Source organism: Streptomyces sp. NPDC107517 (assembly GCF_055582645.1).
Window position 1 is genome coordinate 34,835 of sequence record NZ_JBVJPM010000004.1, and the last position, 15,589, is coordinate 50,423.

14 protein-coding genes are annotated in these 15,589 nt (G+C 71.2%); 9 read left to right on the forward strand and 5 right to left on the reverse strand.

Features of this window, described 5'->3' with window-relative positions; all coding sequences use genetic code 11:
- Positions 1–98 precede the first annotated feature (98 nt).
- Both ACZ67T_RS10980 and ACZ67T_RS10985 read left to right on the forward strand, forming a co-directional pair.
- Positions 99–1,910 carry a bifunctional metallophosphatase/5'-nucleotidase gene (locus ACZ67T_RS10980; RefSeq protein WP_469983153.1) on the forward strand — a complete coding sequence of 604 codons (1,812 nt, stop codon included), beginning with the start codon at positions 99–101 and terminating at the stop codon, positions 1,908–1,910.
- Positions 1,911–2,000: 90 nt separating this feature from the next.
- On the forward strand, positions 2,001–3,266 hold the full coding sequence (locus ACZ67T_RS10985; RefSeq protein WP_469983155.1) for an LmeA family phospholipid-binding protein: 1,266 nt from the start codon (positions 2,001–2,003) through the stop codon (positions 3,264–3,266).
- A gap of 24 nt (positions 3,267–3,290) precedes the next feature.
- Here ACZ67T_RS10985 and ACZ67T_RS10990 read toward each other — a convergent pair whose 3' ends face one another.
- The 3 genes from ACZ67T_RS10990 to ACZ67T_RS11000 form a co-directional block, all read right to left on the reverse strand.
- Positions 3,291–4,763: a HAMP domain-containing sensor histidine kinase gene (locus ACZ67T_RS10990; RefSeq protein WP_469983157.1), complete on the reverse strand. Its 1,473-nt coding sequence runs from the start codon at positions 4,761–4,763 to the stop codon at positions 3,291–3,293.
- Positions 4,760–5,494 carry a response regulator transcription factor gene (locus ACZ67T_RS10995; RefSeq protein WP_469983159.1) on the reverse strand — a complete coding sequence of 245 codons (735 nt, stop codon included), beginning with the start codon at positions 5,492–5,494 and terminating at the stop codon, positions 4,760–4,762. Before ACZ67T_RS10995 ends, ACZ67T_RS10990 begins: the two co-directional genes overlap by 4 nt.
- A gap of 99 nt (positions 5,495–5,593) precedes the next feature.
- Positions 5,594–6,682: a S1C family serine protease gene (locus ACZ67T_RS11000; RefSeq protein WP_469983160.1), complete on the reverse strand. Its 1,089-nt coding sequence runs from the start codon at positions 6,680–6,682 to the stop codon at positions 5,594–5,596.
- Between the two features lie 337 nt (positions 6,683–7,019).
- On the opposite strand from ACZ67T_RS11000, the gene ACZ67T_RS11005 reads away from it, so the two are divergent.
- Positions 7,020–8,774 carry a trypsin-like serine protease gene (locus ACZ67T_RS11005; protein ID WP_469983161.1) on the forward strand — a complete coding sequence of 585 codons (1,755 nt, stop codon included), beginning with the start codon at positions 7,020–7,022 and terminating at the stop codon, positions 8,772–8,774.
- A gap of 75 nt (positions 8,775–8,849) precedes the next feature.
- Here the strand turns inward: ACZ67T_RS11005 and ACZ67T_RS11010 are convergent, their stop codons facing one another.
- On the reverse strand, positions 8,850–9,872 hold the full coding sequence (locus ACZ67T_RS11010) for a LacI family DNA-binding transcriptional regulator (protein WP_469983163.1): 1,023 nt from the start codon (positions 9,870–9,872) through the stop codon (positions 8,850–8,852).
- A 23-nt stretch (positions 9,873–9,895) separates the two neighbouring features.
- A complete protein-coding gene (locus ACZ67T_RS11015; protein WP_469983164.1) occupies positions 9,896–10,759 on the reverse strand; it encodes a winged helix-turn-helix transcriptional regulator in 864 nt (287 codons plus the stop codon).
- Between the two features lie 288 nt (positions 10,760–11,047).
- Here ACZ67T_RS11015 and ACZ67T_RS11020 point away from each other — a divergent pair, with 288 nt between their 5' ends.
- The 6 genes from ACZ67T_RS11020 to ACZ67T_RS11045 all read left to right on the forward strand — a co-directional run bounded on the left by ACZ67T_RS11020 (position 11,048) and on the right by ACZ67T_RS11045 (position 15,579).
- Entirely contained in the window at positions 11,048–11,881 is an 834-nt protein-coding gene (locus ACZ67T_RS11020) for an alpha/beta hydrolase (RefSeq protein WP_469983166.1), read from the forward strand.
- Positions 11,882–11,917: 36 nt separating this feature from the next.
- Entirely contained in the window at positions 11,918–12,172 is a 255-nt protein-coding gene (locus ACZ67T_RS11025; RefSeq protein WP_100595616.1) for a MoaD/ThiS family protein, read from the forward strand.
- 5 nt (positions 12,173–12,177) lie between these two features.
- Positions 12,178–13,467 (forward strand): hypothetical protein, encoded by a 1,290-nt coding sequence (locus tag ACZ67T_RS11030; protein WP_469983168.1) that lies wholly within the window; start codon positions 12,178–12,180, stop codon positions 13,465–13,467.
- 126 nt (positions 13,468–13,593) lie between these two features.
- On the forward strand, positions 13,594–14,322 hold the full coding sequence (locus tag ACZ67T_RS11035; RefSeq protein ID WP_469983170.1) for an LmeA family phospholipid-binding protein: 729 nt from the start codon (positions 13,594–13,596) through the stop codon (positions 14,320–14,322).
- A 191-nt stretch (positions 14,323–14,513) separates the two neighbouring features.
- Complete coding sequence (locus tag ACZ67T_RS11040; protein WP_351257108.1) at positions 14,514–14,594, forward strand: putative leader peptide; 81 nt, start codon at positions 14,514–14,516, stop codon at positions 14,592–14,594.
- 145 nt (positions 14,595–14,739) lie between these two features.
- Entirely contained in the window at positions 14,740–15,579 is an 840-nt protein-coding gene (locus ACZ67T_RS11045) for a sulfurtransferase (protein ID WP_329572557.1), read from the forward strand.
- Positions 15,580–15,589: the final 10 nt, after the last annotated feature.

Here is a 15,589-nt window from a genome sequence, read left to right on the forward strand (position 1 = left end):
ACCTGTCGTGCTACGCGCGTTGACCCTAGGCTGCCGACTTGGTCACGACACACCGCAGGCACTTCCGTCTCACAGCACCCACACAGGGGGACGTACCCATGACTCCGCTGACACCGCACAGGCCCGGGCGCCGCGCCGCATCGCGGCTACTCGCCGCGGCGGCCGGGATCGCCACCGTCGGCGCGCTCGTCGCGGCGCTGCCCGCGAACGCCACGCAGGACCGGCACCACGGGGACGAGCACCGCCGCACGGTCGACGTGCAACTGCTCTCCTTCAACGACTTCCACGGCAACCTGGAGCCGCCGGCCGGCTCCTCGGGCCAGGTCACGGAGAACCTGCCGGACGGCACGACGAGGAAGGTCGACGCCGGCGGCGTCGAGTACCTGGCGACGTCCCTGCGGACCGCCAGGAAGAGTCACCCGTACAGCGTCACCGCCGCGGCCGGCGACCTGATCGGGGCCAGCCCGCTGCTGTCGGGGCTCTTCCACGACGAGCCCACCGTCGAGGCGATGAACAAGCTCGACCTGGACGTCACGAGCGTGGGCAACCACGAGTTCGACGAGGGCGCCACGGAGCTGGCGCGCATGCAGAACGGCGGCTGCCACCCCAAGGACGGCTGTTTCGAGGACGGCAAGAAGTTCGAGGGCGCCGACTACCCCTACCTCGCCGCCAATGTGACGAACGAGAAGACCGGCAAGCCCGTCCTCGCCCCCTACTGGGTGTGGAAGCAGGGCGGCGTGAAGATCGGGTTCATCGGCGTGACCCTTGAGGGCACCCCCGACATCGTCTCCTCGGACGGCGTCAAGGGCCTGAAGTTCCACGACGAGATCGAGACCGTCAACAAGTACGCCGAGATCCTCGACAGGCAGGGCGTGAAGTCGATCGTCACGCTCATCCACGAGGGCGGCGTGCCGGCCTCCGGCTCGTACAACTACGACTGCGACTCCCCGAGCGGCGGCGCGGGCATCTCCGGCCCGATCGTCGACATCGCCAAGGGCATCTCGCCGAAGGTCGACGCGCTGGTCACCGGTCACACGCACAACGCGTACGTCTGCACGATCCCCGACCCGTCCGGCAAGCCCCGCCTGGTCACTTCGGCGTCCTCGTACGGGAAGCTCTACACGGACACGACGCTGACGTACGACCGCCGCACCAAGGACATCGTGCGTACGTCGGTGAAGTCGGCCAACCACGTGGTGAGCCGCACGCAGCCGAAGGCCGCGGACATGACCGCGCTCATCGGCCGCTGGAACAAGATGGCCGCGCCCGTCGCGGGCCGGCCCGTCGGGTACATCTCGGCGGACATCCCGGGCCGCGGCGCCGCCTCGCCGGAGGCGCCGCTCGGGGATCTGATCGCGGACGCGCAGCTCGCGCACGCCAAGACCCTCGACCCGAAGACCTCGCTGGCCCTGATGAACCCCGGCGGCGTGCGCTCCGACCTCGTGTACAAGGCGAGCGGCAGCGAGGGCGACGGCGTGGTCACCTACGGCGAGGGCTTCACCGTGCAGCCCTTCAGCAACACAGTGAACCTGGCCGACCTGACCGGCGCGCAGGTCATCGCCGCGCTCCAGCAGCAGGTCAGCGGTTCCAACGAGGCCTCGCCGAAGATCCTCCAGCCGTCGGCGGGCCTGACGTACACGCTCGACATGACGAAGACGGGCGCGGCCCGGGTCGTCGTCGACTCCATCGAGCTGAACGGCGCCGCGATCGACCCGGCGGCGACCTACCGCGTCGCGATGAACTCGTTCCTCGCGGGCGGCGGCGACGGCTTCGCGGCGCTCGGCCAGGGCAAGAACCCGCTGGTCGGCAGCGACGACCTGAAGGCGCTCAACGACTATCTGACGGCCAACTCGTCGGCCACGTCGCCGATCGCGCCCCCGAAGGCGGACCGGATCACGATCGTGAAGTGACGTATCGCACGGCCGAGTTGGGGGCCCAAAACGCCCTTTACTGTGAGTAATGCTTAGCGGTGGGATCGGGACGTGTGGTGAAATCTCACGATGCGTTCCCCCCACCGCATAGCCACGTCCACGTCCGAGTCCGCCGAACTGTCTGATGGACGTACGGAGGAATCCGTTCCATCGGGCACTGTGCCGCACAACCCGTACGACGAGCTGGGCGCCCTCGCGGACAACCCGCTCGACGAGTTCCTCCACGAGGAGGACCCCGAGGCGGGCCCGGACGACCAGCCCTGGTCCAGGCCCAACCACCGCCGCGGCAGCCGCCGCCGCAACCGCTTCGCCGGACTCCCGCTCGCCACGAAGGCCGTCGTCGGGATCCTCGTCCTCGCCGCCTTCGTCACCCTCGCGGACCGCTGGGCCCTCCTGTACGCCGAGCACCGCGCCGCCGACCGGCTCAAGGACCAACTGCACCTGAGCGCCGCGCCCGAGGTCGACATCGAGGGCTTCCCGTTCCTGACGCAGCTCGCCGACCGGCGCCTGGACGAGGTGGAGGTGACCGTCCCCGACGTCGCCGCGAGCCGCGTCTCCCTCGCCAAGGTCTCCGCGACCGTCCGCGACGTACGCATCGACGGTGACGGCCTCACGGATGTGCGCGGTGCCCGCATCGGCGGCATGACCGGCGAGGTCCTGCTCTCCTTCGACGACCTGAACCGCGAACTCGGCGCCTCCCAGGTCACGTTCAGCGGACACGGCCGCGACCGGGTCCTCGCGCGCGGCACGCTGCCCGTCGCCGGACACGACCTGAGGGTGCGCGCCGACGCCACGATCCGGCGCATCGGTGACACCGGCATCGCCACCGACATCGGCGGCATGCGGCTCGACATCGGCGGCCTCGCCACGTACCGGCCCGGCACCCGCCCGTCCGAGGGCCTGCACCTGAGCCGCCGCTCGGTGAAGCGCCTCGCGACCGAGACCGCCAAGGCGAAGGCCCTGCTGTCCGTGCCGTCGCTCGTGCACCGGCTCGGCGTGCCCGACGCGGCGGTACGCGCGGCGCTGCGCAGCGACCGGCGCCTGAGCGAGCTCACCGGATCACCGCGCTTCGTGCACCGGCTGATGTCCCTGAACCTGGTCGACCTCGCGCTCGCGCACCCGGCGCTCCTGAAGAGGTTCGGCCTCGTCCCGGCCCTGCTCCAGGGCCTCACCCGGCTCACCCGCCCCGAACTCGCCGACCGCCTCTCCCTGACGTTCCGCCTGCCGAAACTGCCGGGCGACGGGACGGGCGACGTCCGGCTGAGCGACGTGAAGGTCGAGAAGGACGGGATCCGGGTCGGGCTCACGGGGGAGGGGCTGGGCTTCGAGCGCTAGGGGCCCCCTGGGGCGGCCCGGCCCCTAAGGCGTGTCCGGCGGGCCTTCGGGGACCTCCGGCGGAGGCGTCGGGGCGCCCGGCAGCTGCACCGTCGCGACCGTGCCGCCGCCCTCCGCGGCCCCGAGCTCGACGGTGCCGCCGAAGCTCTCCACCGTGCGGGCCACGATCGACAGGCCGAGGCCCGAGCCCGGCAGCGCCCGCGCCGTCGGCGAACGCCAGAACCGGTCGAAGACGTACGGGAGTTCGTCGGCCGGGATGCCCGGACCGTGATCGCGCACGGTCAGCCGGCCGCGCATGAGGTGGACCTCGATCGTGCCCTCGGCCGGGCTGAACTTGACCGCGTTGTCGAGGAGGTTCACGATCGCGCGCTCCAGGGCGGCGGGCTCGGCCCGCACGTACCAGGGCGCCAGCTCCGAGGTGATCGTCAGCTCTGGCCCGCGCAGCGCGGCGCGCTCCAGCGCGGTGCGGACCGTGTCGTGCAGGGCGACGACCTTGAGGGGCACGTCGCCGGCCGTCAGGCCCGTACGGGACAGCTCCTGCAAGTCCCGGATGAGAGCCGCCAGTTCGGTCATCTGCGCCTTGAGTGAGGCCATCAGCGCCTTGCGGTCGTCCGGCGGGATCGCGCGGCCCGTCTCCTCGCTGCGGGTGAGCAGCTCGATGTTGGTGCGCATCGAGGTGAGGGGCGTGCGCAGCTCGTGCCCGGCGTCGGCGATGAGCTGCTGCTGGAGTTCGCGCGACGAGGCGAGCGAGGCGGTCATGGAGTTGAAGGACGCGGACAGCCGCGCGATCTCGTCGTCTCCCTCCACGGGGATGCGCACGGTGAGGTCTTCGGTACGGGCCACGTGCTCGACGGTGTCGGTGAGTTCGTCGACGGGACGGAGTCCTGTGCGGGCGACCCACAGGCCGGCGGCGCCCGCGCCCACGACGCCGATACCGCCGATGGCCAGGAGGACCAGCGCGAGGTTGTTGAGGGTCTTGTCGGTGTCCGTCAGGGGTACGGCGACCGTGAGCGCCAGGTTCTGCACCACGCCGTGCGCACCCGGGCCGTCGGTGACTGCGGCGCGGGTCATGACGCGCAGGGGCTTGCCGTCGCTGTCGACGCCGTTGCGGAAGTAGAGGTGGTTGGTGTCGCCGCGCTTGGCGACCGCCCGATCGCCGGCTGTGGCCTCGACCAGGCCGACCGAGTTCGCGGCGACGCAGACGGTGCCGTCGCTGTTGACGACCTGGACGTAGAACACCTGAGGGCGCCCGAAGCCGTTGTCCGTGGAGGGTGTCCGGGTGCAGTTGGCCAGCAGATCGGCGTACTGACCCGGCGTGACCCCGCCGGGGATGGCCCCGCGCAGATCGTCGTCGACCTTGTTGTACAGCTGCTTCTCCACGATGAACCAGCACGTCACCGATACGGCGGCCACGGCGAACGCGACGGCGACGGCGGTCAGGAGCGAAAGCCGGGACCTGAGGGGCAGCCCCCGGAAGTAGCGGACGACCCGGTTCATTCGCTCCCGCCCGAGCGCAGCACGTACCCCACACCCCGCACCGTGTGAACGAGCCGCGGCTCGCCGCCCGCCTCCGTCTTCCGGCGCAGGTACATCACGTACACGTCCAGGGAGTTGGAGCTCGGCTCGAAGTCGAAGCCCCAGACCGCCTTGAGGATCTGTTCGCGGGTGAGGACCTGGCGCGGGTGGGCCAGGAACATCTCCAGGAGCGTGAACTCCGTGCGGGTCAGCTCGACGGTGCGCGCGCCGCGGGTGACCTCGCGGGTCGTGAGATCCATGCGCAGGTCGGCGAAGGACAGGACGTCACCGGCGTCGTCCGCCGGGCTCGCCGCAGAGGCGTAGGCGCTGCGCCGCAGCAGCGCCCGTACCCGCGCGAACAGCTCGTCCAGTTCGAACGGCTTGACCAGGTAGTCGTCGGCGCCCGCGTCGAGCCCGGTCACGCGGTCGCCGACGGTGTCGCGTGCGGTGAGCATCAGGATCGGCGTCCTGGACCCGCCGGCCCGCAGCCGCCGGGCGGCCGTGAGTCCGTCCATGCGCGGCATCTGGATGTCGAGGACGACGAGGTCGGGCTGGTACGCGGCCGCCTTGTCGAGCGCGTCCGCACCGTCGACCGCGACCTCCGTGCCGTACCCCTCGAAGGCGAGGCTGCGCCGCAGTGCCTCGCGGACGGCGGGTTCGTCGTCGACGATGAGAATGCGCTGGGGTTCACGGTCGCCTTCGGCGGGACTCATGGGCGGGCTTCCTCGGGGGTGCGGACGGTGGTGGGGGCCGGTATCAGCCTCGCACGGTGGCGCTGCGGGTGCGTGCGGCGCGGCGGCGCGCGGGCGGGGTCAGCTGCCGGAGGTGCCCCCGCTGCGCAGCGAGTCGAGGTCGGCCTTGACCGTGTTGACGGGGATGGCGAAGCCGAGACCGACGCTGCCCGCGCCGGACGAGCCGGAGCCGCTGTCCGAACTGGCCGAGTACATCGCGGAGTTGATGCCGATGATGTTGCCGTTCATGTCGATGAGGGCGCCGCCGGAGTTGCCGGGGTTGAGGGAGGCGTCGGTCTGGAGGGCCTTGTACGTCGTCTTGGACGAGCCGGTGTCGCCGTTGAACTGCTGCCCGCCGAACTCGAACGGCCACTGGCCGTCGCTGCCGCCCTGTTGCTGCTGCTGTTCCTCGTCCGTGGAGACGGTGACGTCGCGGTCGAGGGCGGAGACGATGCCGCTGGTGACGGTGCCGGTCAGGCCCTCGGGGGAGCCGATGGCGACGACCTCGTCGCCGACCTTCACGTTGTCGGAGTCGCCGAGGGACGCGGTCGTGAGGCCGGACGCGTTCTTCAGCTTGATGAGGGCGAGGTCCTTCTTGGCGTCGGTGCCGACGACGTCGGCGGTGTACGTCTTGCCGTCGTTAGTCCGCACCTTGACCGTCGAGGCGCCCGAGACGACGTGGTTGTTGGTGACGATCTCGCCGTCGCTCGTGATGACGACGCCGGAGCCGGTCGAACTGCCCGCGTTCGAGGTCGCGCTGATCTCCACGATGGCGGGGCTGACGGCCTCGGCGACGCCGGCGACGGTGCCCTTCTTGCTGGTCGGCACGACGCTCGCGCCGGCGCTGGTGGACGTGGAGTCCTTGCCGGTCAGCTCCTGGAAGGCGTACGCGGTGCCGCCGCCCACGGCCGCGGCGGCGATGGCGACCGCGGCGAGAAGTCCGAGCGGGCCCTTGACCCGCCGCCGGCGTGCGGGCGGCGCGGGGGAGCCCTCCGGGACCGGAGCGGGCCACATCGCCGAACCCGGGGCGGCGTTCACCGGCTGCGGCGGGTCGTACGCGGGCGGGGGCGGAAAGGCGCCGCCCGCCTCGGGGGTCCCCGGATACGAGGACTGCGAGTGCTGCTGCTGGCCCTGGGGGTACTCGCCGCTTCGGCGGAAGCTCTCGGTCATGGCAGTAAGCCTGAGCCGCGTTCATGAGAGCCACCTGAGCGTGCCCTGAGAGTCCCGCGAGAACCCTGTTTGCCCGAAATAAAGGTGCCCCGGGAAACGGCGGGTTGACGGGGGGTGAGATACGGGAGGGCGCCGGAACAACTCTCACCTGCCTGCTGTGAAGGCCGTGTGTTCAGGGGGCCGTGGGATCTACGATCCGTGCGCCGGAGGGGGGTCTGCGGCGGTGTCCGGGGCTGAGCCCGATTCTTCGTGTGCTCTGTGTCCGGTACCGGCCGTGGTGTGCGTCGTAACGCCCCTTCTCGGGCCCTGAAGCCACTCTTCACACCAGGAGCCCTGAGTGATACCTGCCCTGCGCGACCGCTGGAGACGCCCCGCCACGGCGTTGTCCACGGCCGCTCTCGCGCTGGCGCTGAGCTGCGCCGGCGCCCTCGTGGCGCACCCTGCCACCGCGGCCGACGATCCGCCCGTACTGCCCGACGCGAGCGTCGCCCGTACCGCGAATCCGGCCCCCTCCGCCTCCGACGCCGAACTGCGCAAGCGGGTCGTCGAGGCCGCGAAGACCCAGGCGACGCCCCAGGCGAAGCCCAAGAAGACGCCGTTCATCATCGGCGGCACCGAGACGGCGATCTCCTCCGCGCCGTGGATGGTCCAGCTCTCCTACTACGACGCCGCGTCCGGCGACGGCTACTTCTGCGGCGGCACCCTCGTCGCGCCGAACAAGGTCCTCACCGCGGCGCACTGCGTCGCCGGTCTCGACTGGGTGAACAACGGCGCGGTCGTGGCCGGCACCGCCGGCCTGCTCGACAGCGCCCAGGGCACCGTCGCGGGCGTCTGGCGCCAGTGGAACCACCCGCGCTACAACGCCGACACCATCCAGAACGACATCGCGGTGCTCACCCTGGACCGTCCGCTCGAGGACCAGTGGTCGAAGGTGGTCCAGAGCAACGACACCGCCTCCTACAAGGCGGGCACCTCCGCCACCGTCTACGGCTGGGGTCTGACCTCCGGCGCCGAGGACGCCGACCTGTCGGCGACCCTGCGCAAGGCGACCCTGCCGATGGTCTCCGACTCCACCTGCAACAGCGCGATGCAGTCGGTCCTCGGCGAGGACGACTTCATCGAGGGCTCGATGTTCTGCGCGGGCACCCCGGCGACGGGCGCCGACGAGGGCACCAAGAGCCCTTGCAGCGGTGACTCCGGCGGCCCGGTGGTCGTCGGCGGCCGCGTCGTCGGCATCGTCTCGTGGGGCGTCTCCGGCTGCACCGCGAAGGGCGCCTACCCCGTCTTCACCAAGGTCTCCTCGTACGTCTGGGCGGCCCAGCCGCGCATCGACGACACGGACCTGAGCTTCGACGGCCGGGCCGACCTGCTGGCGCGCACCCCCTCCGGGGGCCTGTTCGAGCAGGACAGCAAGGGCACATCGCTCGCCACGCGCGCCTACCAGAGCGCCGGCTGGCAGACCGCGAGCTGGGCCCTCCAGGCCGACCTGGACCGGGACTTCTTCCAGGACCTGATCATCCGCGACAGCACCGACGGCAAGCTGTACCGCAGCTACTACAACCACGCGTCGGACGCCTTCGAGTGGATGCAGATCACCTCGGTGTGGGGCGGCTACAAGTCGTACGCCATCCCCGGCGACATGACCGGTGACTCCCGCCCCGACCTGGTCGCGGTGGACGCCGACGGCTCGACGTACCTCTACCCGGGCAAGGGCAACGGCGAGTTCTACGGCAAGGTCAAGGTCGTCGACAAGGCCTGGAAGGGCGTCAAGATCTTCGGCCACGGAGACCTGACCGGCGACGGCAAGGCGGACCTCCTGGTCCGCAACAGCTCCGGCGTCCTGTACCTCTACCGGGGCACGCAGGTCGAGCACACCCCGTTCGCCACGCGCATCCAGGCGCGTACGGGCTGGAACTTCACCTCGTACGTGACGAGCGGCGACGTGACCGGCGACGGCATCGCCGACGTCATGGCCCGCGACTCGGGCGGCACGCTCTGGCTCTACCCGGGCACCAACAAGGCGTCCGCGGACGTCTTCGGCGCGCGCAAGAGCCTCGGCACCGGCTTCAACCAGTACAACCTGATGTTCTGAGCACGTGTTCTGAGTGACTCGCAGCAAGCGCGCGTCGGTCCCGCTGTCCGGGGGCCGGCGCGCGTTCGTGTGCGGTCAGGGGCAGCCGCAGGACTGGCGGACGACCAGCCGTGAGGGGAACACCTTCAGGCGCTCACGACGGGACCCGGCGACGCGCAGCGAGTCGTCGAGGACGAGGTCGACGGCGGACCGCGCCATCGCCGAGCGGTCCGATGCGACCGTCGTCAGCGGCGGATCCGTCAGACCCGCCTCCTTCACGTCGTCGAACCCGGCGACGGCCAGCTCGCGCGGCACGTCTATCCGCAGCTCGCGCGCGGCCCGCAGGATGCCGAAGGCCTGGTCGTCCGTGGAGCAGAAGATCGCCGGCGGCCGCCGGGGCCCGGCGAGCAGCTCGAGCCCGATCTTGTACGCGTCGTAGCGGTTGTACGGCGCCTCGAAGAGCCGGCCCTCGGTGGAGAGTCCCGCCTCGTGCATGGCCCGGCGCCAGCCCTCGACGTGGTCGGAGACCGGGTCGCCGACTGACGGCGTCTCGGCGGTGCCGCCGAGACAGGCGACGTACGGGTGGCCGTGCTCCAGGAGATGGCGGGTGGCGAGCTGGGCGCCGCCGATGTCGTCGATCACGACCGCGACGTCGTCGATCGCCTCGGGCCGCTCGTGCAGCAGGACCACGCGCGCGTCCCAGGCCTCGATCTCGGCCGCGGCCAGATCGTTCAGGCCGTGGCTGACGAGGATGAGGCCGGACACCCGCATGCCGAGGAAGGCCCGCAGATAGTGGACCTCGCGCTCCTCGACGTAGTCGGAGTTGCCGACGAGGACCATCTTTCCGCGCTCGGACGCCGCCTGTTCGACGGCGTGCGCCATCTCCGCGAAGAACGGCTGGCGCGCGTCCGGCACGATCATGCCTATGAGGTCGGTCCGCCGCGACGCCATGGCCTGGGCGACCCGGTCGGGCCGGTACCCCAGCTCCTTGATCGCGGCGAGTACACGCTCGCGCGTGGCCGGGGCAACCGGCCTAGGTCCGTTGTTGATGACGTAGCTCACGACCGCGGTCGAAGTACCCGCCAGTCGCGCCACATCATCCCGAGTCACCTTGGCCACGCGCGGAGTCTACGCGGATGGACCTACCGCTGGGCAGGGCGTCCGGCGGTGGCCTGGTGAGCACCCGCCCGGGGCTGATCGACCGGCTCCCGCACGCCACGGGAATCGGCCCCGGAGTCCGTGTCGCCGGGCTCTTCGGCGTGCGCCGCGTGCTCTGCGGTGTCCGGCTTCGGAGCCGCCGCCTTGGCCTTCGCCGCGTCCGCCGCCCGCTCGACCTTCTCCGGGGTCACGAAGCGGTAGCCGACGTTGCGCACGGTGCCGATCAGTGACTCGTGCTCGGGCCCGAGCTTCGCGCGCAGGCGCCGCACATGGACGTCGACGGTGCGGGTCCCGCCGAAGTAGTCGTAGCCCCACACCTCCTGGAGCAGCTGGGCGCGGGTGAAAACACGGCCCGGGTGCTGCGCGAGGTACTTGAGGAGCTCGAACTCCTTGAAGGTCAGGTCGAGGACCCGCCCCTTCAGCTTCGCGCTGTAGGTGGCCTCGTCGACCGACAGATCGCCGTTGCGGATCTCCATCGGGGAGTCGTCGGCGACGATCTGCTGGCGGCCCATCGCGAGCCGCAGCCGCGCCTCGACCTCGGCGGGTCCCGCCGTGTCGAGGAGTACGTCGTCGATGCCCCAGTCGGCGGTGACCGCCGCGAGGCCGCCCTCCGTCACGACCAGGACCAGCGGACACCCGGGCCCGGTGGAGCGGAGAAGCTGGCACAGGCTGCGTACCTGCGGGAGGTCGCGGCGCCCGTCGATGAGGATGACGTCGGCACCGGGGGTGTCGACGAGAGCGGGGCCCTCGGCGGGGGCGACCCGCACGTTGTGCAGCAGCAGGCCGAGAGCGGGGAGCACCTCCGTCGACGGCTGAAGGGCATTGGTCAGGAGCAGCAATGAACTCATCGCGCCCCACCTGCCTGGGTCGTCCTGCGGTCGTGCACGTTTCGCTCGCCCATAACGTCTGGTTCCTCCTCGGTCCCTGCGAGGACGTTTACGGCACTGCTTCGTACTGCTTGTACGTACCGCGTGTACGTACTGCTTGCACTTCTGTACTGCTTTGCACTGCTTCGGGCCCCGCGCCCTGGGGCCCTGCGCGCCGTGCGGTCCGCGTTCGTATACAACGCGGTCCGAAAGCACAAAAGGACCCGGGGGCTTCGCTGCCCGGATCCTCTGCCTAGGAGAATAGCCCACATGAGTTCCGGTCCGGCAGGTCAAGACGCACGATCTTCTGTGCAGCCGATCACTGCGCGCTCACGGCGCGTGATGCTGCGCACGCGGGACGGTGTGCCGATCGAGGCCGCCTACGACCCCGGGCCGGGGCCCGCCGGGGGCCCGGTGATCGTGGTCGCGCACGGGTTCACGGGCGATCTGGAACGGCCGCATGTCCGGCGTGCGGCGGGGGTGTTCGCGCAGCGTGCCGCCGTGGTCACGTTCTCGTTCCGGGGGCACGGGCGGTCGGGCGGGCGGTCCACCGTCGGCGACCGGGAGGTGCTCGACCTGGTGGCCGCCGTGGAGTGGGCGAGGTCACTCGGGCATGAACAGGTGGTGACGGTCGGATTCTCGATGGGCGGGTCCGTCGTCCTGCGGCACGCCGCGTTGCACAGGGGGCGCACGGAAGCGTGGTCCGACGCCGTCGTCGCGGTCAGTGCCCCGGCCCGCTGGTACTACCGGGGGACCGCGCCGATGCGGCGCCTGCACTGGCTGGTGACGCGGCCCGCCGGGCGGATCGTGGGCCGTATCGGGCTCCGCACCCGCATTCACCCACACGAGTGGGACCCGGTGCCGCTCTCGCCGGTCGAGTCCGTGCCGCTGATCGCGCCGACGCCGCTCCTGATCGTGCACGGCGACCGGGATCCGTACTTCCCCCTCGATCACCCGCGCATGCTGGCCTCGGCCGCGCCCGGCGGGGCCGAGCTGTGGCTGGAACCGGGCATGGGCCACGCCGAGCACGCGACGGACAACGGGCTCCTCGCGCGGATCGGTGGCTGGGCCACGGCATCATGGACGACGGCAACCGCCGAATAGACCGTATGGACAGACCGCATGGGAGGAACGCCGCACATGGCCAACGGAACCATCCGCTACTGGGCCGCGGCCAAGGCGGCCGCCGGTGTCGCCGAGGAGCCGTACGAGGCCGAGACGCTGGCCGACGCGCTGGAGGGCGTGCGTACGCGACACCCCGGTGACCTGGTGCGCGTCCTGCAGCGTTCCTCGTTCCTCATCGACGGTGACCCCGTCGGCAAGCGCGGGCATGAGACGGTACGGCTTGCCGAGGGCGGCACGGTCGAGGTGCTCCCGCCGTTCGCAGGAGGGTGACCGCGATGAGTGACGAGCCGTACGAAGACGAGTACGGGCGGCAGCAGCCGCCTCAGCAGACCCAGCACTGGCAGGGCCGGACCTGGGACACCCAGGCCCAGTCGACGTATCAGCCGCCCCAGGGGTTCGAGCCCGGACAGCCCGCGTACGGGCAGGCCGAGTACGGCCAGGCCGCGTACGGGCAGGCCGAGTGCGGGCAGGGTCCGGTGAGCCAGACCGGCGGTGAGCAGCACGCTTACGGCGACCAGCAGGCGTACGGCGGTGAGCAGCACGCCTACGGCGGTGACCAGCAGGCTTACCGCGGTGACCAGCAGGCTTACGGCTACGGGCCGGTGCCGTACGGGCAGGGGCCCGCGGTTCAGACGCCCGGTGGCCCCACTCCGCCGCCCGCGCATGCCGCGTACGGCCAGGCGCCCGGGGCCCCCGGGGCCGATCAGCAGACGCAGGTCTTCGGGACGGTGGCGGCGGCCCAGCCGCTGCCCGTGGCCGAGCCGGAGGCCGCCGGTTACGGGCCCGCCACCGTCACCGGCAACGCCCGCGTCACCGACGCGCAGCGCGCCCGTGCCGAGGGACGGTCGCCGATCATAGAGCCGGGGATGCAGCCCGCCGCGCTGACCGCGCTGCTCGGGCTGCTGCTCGCGGGCGGCGCCGCGGTGGGCCAGTACGCGCTGCTCGTGCCGCTCGTGCTGCTCCAGGCCGTCACGGCCGCCGGCTGGTTCCGGCTCAACGGCATGTGGCCCGCCCGGCAGGGCATCGCGCTCGCCTTCGCGGGCGGCCTCGCCGCCGACGCGGCGCTGCTCGTCACCGGCCGGGAGAACGCGCCCGCCGCGATCCTCGGCACCCTCGGTGTCTGGGTCCTGCTCACCCTCGTCCTCCAGCTCCGCAGCCACGCGGCACCGGACGAGCGCATGTACGGCCTGATGGCGACGGTCGCCTCCGCGGCGCTCACCATCGTCGCGACCGGGCACCTCGCGGCCGACCCGGACGCCGTGACCGTCGGCGCCGTGGCCGTCGCCGTCGCCGTCCTCGCGCGGGCGCTCCCGCTGCCGACGCCCGCCTCCGTGGCCGTCGCGCTGCTCGCCGCCGCGGGCGCAGGCATCGCCGCCGGCGGCATGACGGACATGGGATCCAAGGGCGCGCTCCTCGGCCTCGGCGCCGGTGTCTGCGCGCTGATCGGCCACCGCGTCGCGAGTTACGACTATCCGTCCCGCTTCGTGCACATGACGGCGGGCGTGGCCCTGCCGCTGGCCGCCGCGGCCCCGGCCGTCTACCTGCTCGGGCGGGTCGTGGGCTGAGCGTCCGGCGGGCGTACGGCCTGTCACAGCTGATCGACAAGAATCGGGCCGGGCCCCCTTCGCGGGGGTCCGGCCCGTACTCTCGCGATCAGGAACTGTCGTCCAGGTGGGGGGAAACACCGGGCCATGCGTGCTCTGCGGATACTTCTGATCGTCGTCGTGATCCTGGGCGGCCTGTTCGTCATCGCGGACCGGGTCGCGGTGCACTACGCGGAGGGCGAGGCGGCCGACCGCGTGCGCACCAGCGAGGGCCTCGCCGGCACGCCCGATGTGTCCATCAACGGCTTCCCGTTCCTGACCCAGGCCGCGAGCGGCACCCTGGACGACGTGGAGATCGGCATCAAGGACTACGACGCGAAGAGCGGCGGCGAGTCGATCCGGATCGCCGATCTGAACGCCGAGATGCGCGGCGTTCGGTTCAACAGCAGCTTCAGCTCCGCCACCGCCGACTCGGCCACCGGCACCGCCCGCATCACCTACGCCGAGTTGCTCAGGGCGGTCAGGAAGCAGGACGCCGCCCAGGTCGCCCCCGGCGTGACGGCCCAGATCGAGGGCCTCTCCTACGGCGGCGGCGACAAGGTCAAGGTCACGATCACCGTGCACACGCCGGTGGGCACCCTGCACCCCACCGTCCTCAGCTCGGTCAAGGTCACCGACGGCAAGGTCTCGGCGCGTGCCGACAGCCTGCCCAAGGCGGGCGCGCTGGACCTGGCCGAGGGCCGGATCCGCGCCGTCACCGACTTCCAGCAGGCGATCGACGACCTGCCGGCCGGGATCGAGCTGGACCGGGTCGAGGCGGTCAAGGACGGCGTCGAGATCTCGGTGAAGGGTTCGGATCTCGACCTCGTCGGGTAGCCACCCGGAAACGGCGCGTCCGCACTGCGAGACGACGCTGTCCGCACAGCAGCGATCGGCGTAGCCACAGCGGCCCCGGAGCCCGGGACGAGCGGCTCCGGGGCCGCACCCATCTCGTATCGTGGACGATCGCGTCTCAGGATGCGACACGCCGGTGACACGGCCGCCCGTGCGTACCTACGATCGGTGGCATGAAGCGACAGGCGGATCTCACGAAGCGGCGGGCAGTAGACCTGTGCCGCGTCGCCGCCATGCTCTGTCGCACCGCCTGAGCGGGACGGCAACTCCCGCTTCCCCAGGCCCCTTTGAGGCCTCCCCTCGCGCGCGCCGAATGCCGTCCCTGTCCGCATGCAGGGATCGTGCCCGCACCGCACCCGCACTCCCGCACCCCGCCGCAACTGCCCCGGAGGAGAAAACATGAGCCGCAGCGACGTCCTGGTAGACGCCGACTGGGTCGAGGCGAACCTCGACAACCCGAAGGTCGTCATCGTCGAGGTCGACGAGGACGCTTCGGCGTACGACAAGAACCACATCAAGAACGCCATCAAGGTCGACTGGCAGCAGGACCTCCAGGACCCGGTCCGCCGTGACTTCATCGACCAGGCCGGCTTCGAGAAGCTTCTGTCCGCGCGCGGCATCGCCAACGACGACACGGTCGTCCTCTACGGCGGCAACAACAACTGGTTCGCGTCCTACGCCTACTGGTACTTCAAGCTCTACGGCCACGACGGCGTCAAGCTGCTCGACGGCGGCCGCAAGAAGTGGGAGCTCGACTCGCGCGACCTCGTCGCCGAGATCGTCCAGCGCCCCGCCACCGAGTACAAGGCCAAGGCCCAGGACACCTCGATCCGCGCCTTCCGTGACGACGTCGTCGCCGCGATCGGCAGCCTGAACCTCGTCGACGTGCGCTCGCCCGACGAGTTCTCCGGCAAGCTCCTCGCCCCGGCGCACCTCCCGCAGGAGCAGTCGCAGCGTCCGGGCCACGTCCCGTCCGCGCGCAACATCCCGTGGTCGAAGAACGCCAACGACGACGGCACGTTCAAGTCGGACGACGAGCTCAAGGCCCTCTACGAGGACGAGCAGGTCGACCTGGCCAAGGACACCATCGCGTACTGCCGCATCGGTGAGCGCTCGGCCCTGACGTGGTTCGTCCTGCACGAGCTGCTCGGCCAGGCCAACGTCAAGAACTACGACGGCTCGTGGACCGAGTACGGCTCGCTCGTCGGTGTGCCGATCGAGCTCGGCGCCAACAAGTAACCCTGCCCGC

Excerpts from the sequence above, each read along its gene's own strand:
- ACZ67T_RS10980 (WP_469983153.1), top strand. The coding sequence starts at position 99 with ATGACTCCGCTGACACCGCACAGGCCCGGGCGCCGCGCCGCATCGCGG.
- ACZ67T_RS10985 (WP_469983155.1), top strand. The coding sequence starts at position 2,001 with ATGCGTTCCCCCCACCGCATAGCCACGTCCACGTCCGAGTCCGCCGAA.
- ACZ67T_RS10990 (WP_469983157.1), bottom strand. The coding sequence starts at position 4,763 with ATGAACCGGGTCGTCCGCTACTTCCGGGGGCTGCCCCTCAGGTCCCGG.
- ACZ67T_RS10995 (WP_469983159.1), bottom strand. The coding sequence starts at position 5,494 with ATGAGTCCCGCCGAAGGCGACCGTGAACCCCAGCGCATTCTCATCGTC.
- ACZ67T_RS11000 (WP_469983160.1), bottom strand. The coding sequence starts at position 6,682 with ATGACCGAGAGCTTCCGCCGAAGCGGCGAGTACCCCCAGGGCCAGCAG.
- ACZ67T_RS11015 (WP_469983164.1), bottom strand. The coding sequence starts at position 10,759 with ATGAGTTCATTGCTGCTCCTGACCAATGCCCTTCAGCCGTCGACGGAG.
- ACZ67T_RS11020 (WP_469983166.1), top strand. The coding sequence starts at position 11,048 with ATGAGTTCCGGTCCGGCAGGTCAAGACGCACGATCTTCTGTGCAGCCG.
- ACZ67T_RS11025 (WP_100595616.1), top strand. The coding sequence starts at position 11,918 with ATGGCCAACGGAACCATCCGCTACTGGGCCGCGGCCAAGGCGGCCGCC.
- ACZ67T_RS11030 (WP_469983168.1), top strand. The coding sequence starts at position 12,178 with ATGAGTGACGAGCCGTACGAAGACGAGTACGGGCGGCAGCAGCCGCCT.
- ACZ67T_RS11035 (WP_469983170.1), top strand. The coding sequence starts at position 13,594 with ATGCGTGCTCTGCGGATACTTCTGATCGTCGTCGTGATCCTGGGCGGC.
- ACZ67T_RS11040 (WP_351257108.1), top strand. The coding sequence starts at position 14,514 with ATGAAGCGACAGGCGGATCTCACGAAGCGGCGGGCAGTAGACCTGTGC.
- ACZ67T_RS11045 (WP_329572557.1), top strand. The coding sequence starts at position 14,740 with ATGAGCCGCAGCGACGTCCTGGTAGACGCCGACTGGGTCGAGGCGAAC.